The 3,085-nt window shown below is 53.5% G+C and carries 4 protein-coding genes and 3 tRNA genes; all 7 read left to right on the top strand.

Annotation, left to right across the window (positions count from 1 at the left end):
• Nucleotides 1-196: 196 nt before the first annotated feature.
• The gene (birA, locus tag AACY49_RS29335; protein ID WP_258698826.1) at nt 197-1,156 is read left to right on the top strand and encodes a bifunctional biotin--[acetyl-CoA-carboxylase] ligase/biotin operon repressor BirA; all 960 of its coding nucleotides are present in this window, start codon (nt 197-199) and stop codon (nt 1,154-1,156) included.
• A complete protein-coding gene (locus tag AACY49_RS29330) occupies nt 1,146-1,895 on the top strand; it encodes a pantothenate kinase (protein WP_258698827.1) in 750 nt (249 codons plus the stop codon). Before birA ends, AACY49_RS29330 begins: the two co-directional genes overlap by 11 nt.
• A 7-nt stretch (nt 1,896-1,902) precedes the next feature.
• Entirely contained in the window at nt 1,903-2,343 is a 441-nt protein-coding gene (locus AACY49_RS29325; RefSeq protein ID WP_258698828.1) for a hypothetical protein, read from the top strand.
• 143 nt (nt 2,344-2,486) lie between these two features.
• A tRNA-Tyr gene (locus AACY49_RS29320) sits at nt 2,487-2,571 on the top strand.
• 25 nt (nt 2,572-2,596) lie between these two features.
• A tRNA-Gly gene (locus tag AACY49_RS29315) sits at nt 2,597-2,670 on the top strand.
• A 26-nt stretch (nt 2,671-2,696) separates the two neighbouring features.
• Nucleotides 2,697-2,772 (top strand) — tRNA-Thr (locus AACY49_RS29310).
• A gap of 84 nt (nt 2,773-2,856) precedes the next feature.
• A partial coding sequence (locus AACY49_RS29305) for a GTP-binding protein (protein ID WP_339527552.1) occupies nt 2,857-3,085 on the top strand: 229 nt, incomplete at its 3' end.

Below are 3,085 nucleotides of genomic sequence, written 5' to 3'. Positions count from 1 at the left end.
AACGATGCATCGCCGATGGTAGTGTGGGGTTTCCCCATGTGAGAGTAGGTCATCGTCAAGATTAAATTCCGAAACCCCTATCTGCGTATGCAGGTAGGGGTTTTGTTTTGCCCGCAGGAAAGTTCACCTGCGGGGTTTCTATGCAACGGCTCGGGGCATGGCTATCATGCGGGCCTCATTGTGAGGCGAGGCTTGCATGCTGACGTTGTTAAAGCTTCTTAAGGATGGCCGATTCCATTCGGGCCAGGCCCTGGGCGTTGCCTTGGGCGTCAGTCGTAGTGCCGTATGGAAGCAGCTTCAGCATTTGGAGGCTGAGCTCGGTTTATCTATCCACAAAGTGCGCGGTCGCGGCTATCAACTGGCTGCGCCATTGACGCTGCTTGATCCTGTTGAGATAAGCGCGAGGGCGCCTTCCTGCGAGTGGCCCATTTTAGTCTTCGACTCAATTGACTCTACCAACGCTGAAGCCTTGCGCGCCATCGGGCGTGGTCAGGCTGCGCCGTTTCTGGTGCTCGCTGAGCGACAGACAGCTGGGCGCGGGCGGCGCGGGCGCAAGTGGGTAAGCCCGTTCGCGGAAAACATCTATTACAGTCTGGTGTTGCGCATTGAGGGTGGGATGCGGCAGCTCGAAGGCCTGAGTCTTGTTGTGGGACTCGCCGTAATGCAAGCCTTGCGAGTGCTTGGCGTTTCAGCGGTGGGATTGAAGTGGCCTAATGATGTTCTGGTAGGCCGGAAAAAGATTGCTGGAATATTGCTTGAGCTAGTGGGGGATCCTGCTGATGTGTGTCACGTAGTGATCGGTGTTGGAATCAATGTAAACATGCAGATGACCGACGAGGTTGATCAGCAGTGGACCTCCATGCGGCTCGAGTCGGGTAAGGTGATTGATCGTAATCACCTGGTTGCGGAGTTGGGGTCGATGCTTCAGACCTACTTGAGTCGCCACCAGGCCAACGGATTTTCAGCTATCCAGGCAGAGTGGGAGCAAAATCATCTATGGCAGGGGCGGGCGGTGTCGTTGATAGCCGGTGTTAGTCAGATAGATGGAGAGGTGCTGGGTATCGATAGTCAGGGTGCCTTGCGCTTGAAGGTGGATGGTGTGGAAAAAGTCTTTAGTGGTGGTGAGCTCAGCCTGAGGTTGCGTGATGATTCTTGAGCTCGATTGTGGAAACAGTTTCATCAAGTGGCGTGTGCTCGGCGCGGATATTCGGCGGGTGGTTGGTGAGGGTGTCGTTGACTCGGATTTTGCGTTGCTGGAAAGTTTGAAAGGGCTTGCAGGGCTCGATCTCAAACATTGCCGGTTGGTCAGCGTCAGAACCGCAGAAGAAACCAATGCATTAATTTCTATGCTTGCAGAGGCTTTCGGCGTTTCCGTGGTGTGCGCGGTACCGGCTCGCGAAATGTCTGGAGTTCGAAATGGCTACGAGGAATTCGAGCGGCTAGGGCTCGATCGCTGGCTTGCAATGCTCGGAGGATTTCATCTGGCTTCGGGGGCTTGTCTGGTGCTGGACTTTGGTACCGCTGTTACTGCTGATTTTATTGCCAGGGATGGTGAGCATCTCGGAGGATTCATCTGTCCTGGGATGCCATTGATGCGCAACCAGCTGCGTACCCATACCCGTAGAATTCGCTATGGAGATCTTGCTGCCGAGCGTGCTCTGGAGAGTTTCGCGCCAGGACGTACAACCGTCGAGGCGGTCGAACGAGGTTGCTCGTTGATGCTGAGAGGTTTTGTTCTGACTCAGCTGGAGTTGGCGCGCAGCTATTGGGGAGAAGATTTTGCTGTATTCCTCACGGGGGGGGACGCTGAACTGGTGTCTGAGATTGTGCCCAAGGCCAGGGTCGTCCCTGATCTGGTATTCGTAGGTTTGGCTATGGCATGTCCCTTGTCCTGAGGTCTTTATGCGTTGGTTGTTCCTGTTACTGCTTGTTCTCAATGTGTTCTATTACGTCTGGCACCAACAGGAGGCCCCGCTTCGAGCGAAAGATGTAACCCCCTTGAGTTTGTACCGCGGTTCACAGCAGGACATTCGCTTGTTGAGCGAAGCGACTGATAAGAATCGAGACAAAGGAAAATCCGCGCAGGTGGACAGTGGTTGTCTCTATCTGGGAGGTTCTGTTCGGCAGGAAGTCGCTCAGGCCATCGAGCGTCGATTGAGTGGCATGGACATCAAGTTTCAGCCCTTGCCAAAGGATCTCCCTGAATATGCTGGTTACTGGGTGCGTGTGGTGCCGGAAAGCCGGCGTTTGCTGGATGACTCGCAGCTGCAAAACCTTTCTAAAGAATTCAATGAGTTAAAACATAAAATAATGCCGTGTGAGGGGGTTGCGCCTGCCGGATAGTTTGCATAGAATGGCGCCCGCTTCGCAGTGAAGACCTTCTGAAGGTTGACGGTGCAAGGCGAGGTCAACGCAGCTAACCTCAGGTTTTTAATGAGAAAATGCTTGACAGAAGGCTGGCATGATATAGAATGCCGGCTCGCTTAGGAGGGGTTCCCGAGCGGCCAAAGGGATCAGACTGTAAATCTGACGTCTACGACTTCGAAGGTTCGAATCCTTCCCCCTCCACCAGATTTTAGCGTGAGCTGCAAGCTCCGCGGGTATAGTTTAGTGGTAGAACCTCAGCCTTCCAAGCTGATGATGCGGGTTCGATTCCCGCTACCCGCTCCAAGTTTGCAGGTTGTGCAATGTGTTTCGCTCTTGTAGCTCAGTTGGTAGAGCACACCCTTGGTAAGGGTGAGGTCAGCGGTTCAAATCCGCTCAAGAGCTCCATATAACAAGGCAGATATGAAAATATCTGCCTTTGTTTTAATGGCTGATGTTACTTGCTTAATTCTTCTGCTAGGGGTGATTTCGATGGCTAAGGAAAAGTTCGAACGTAATAAGCCGCACGTCAACGTTGGTACCATTGGTCACGTCGACCACGGTAAAACCACTCTGACCGCTGCTCTGACCCGTGTCTGCTCCGAAGTTTTCGGTTCGGCCAAGGTTGACTTCGACAAGATCGACAGCGCCCCAGAAGAAAAAGCTCGTGGTATCACCATCAACACCGCTCACGTTGAATACGATTCGGCCGTGCGTCACT

It is taken from the genome of Pseudomonas sp. EL_65y_Pfl2_R96, from assembly GCF_963970905.1.
Taxonomy (GTDB): Bacteria; Pseudomonadota; Gammaproteobacteria; order Pseudomonadales; family Pseudomonadaceae; genus Aquipseudomonas.
The sequence above is the reverse complement of the archived record's forward strand: the minus strand, read 5'-3'. Positions and strand labels throughout refer to the sequence as shown.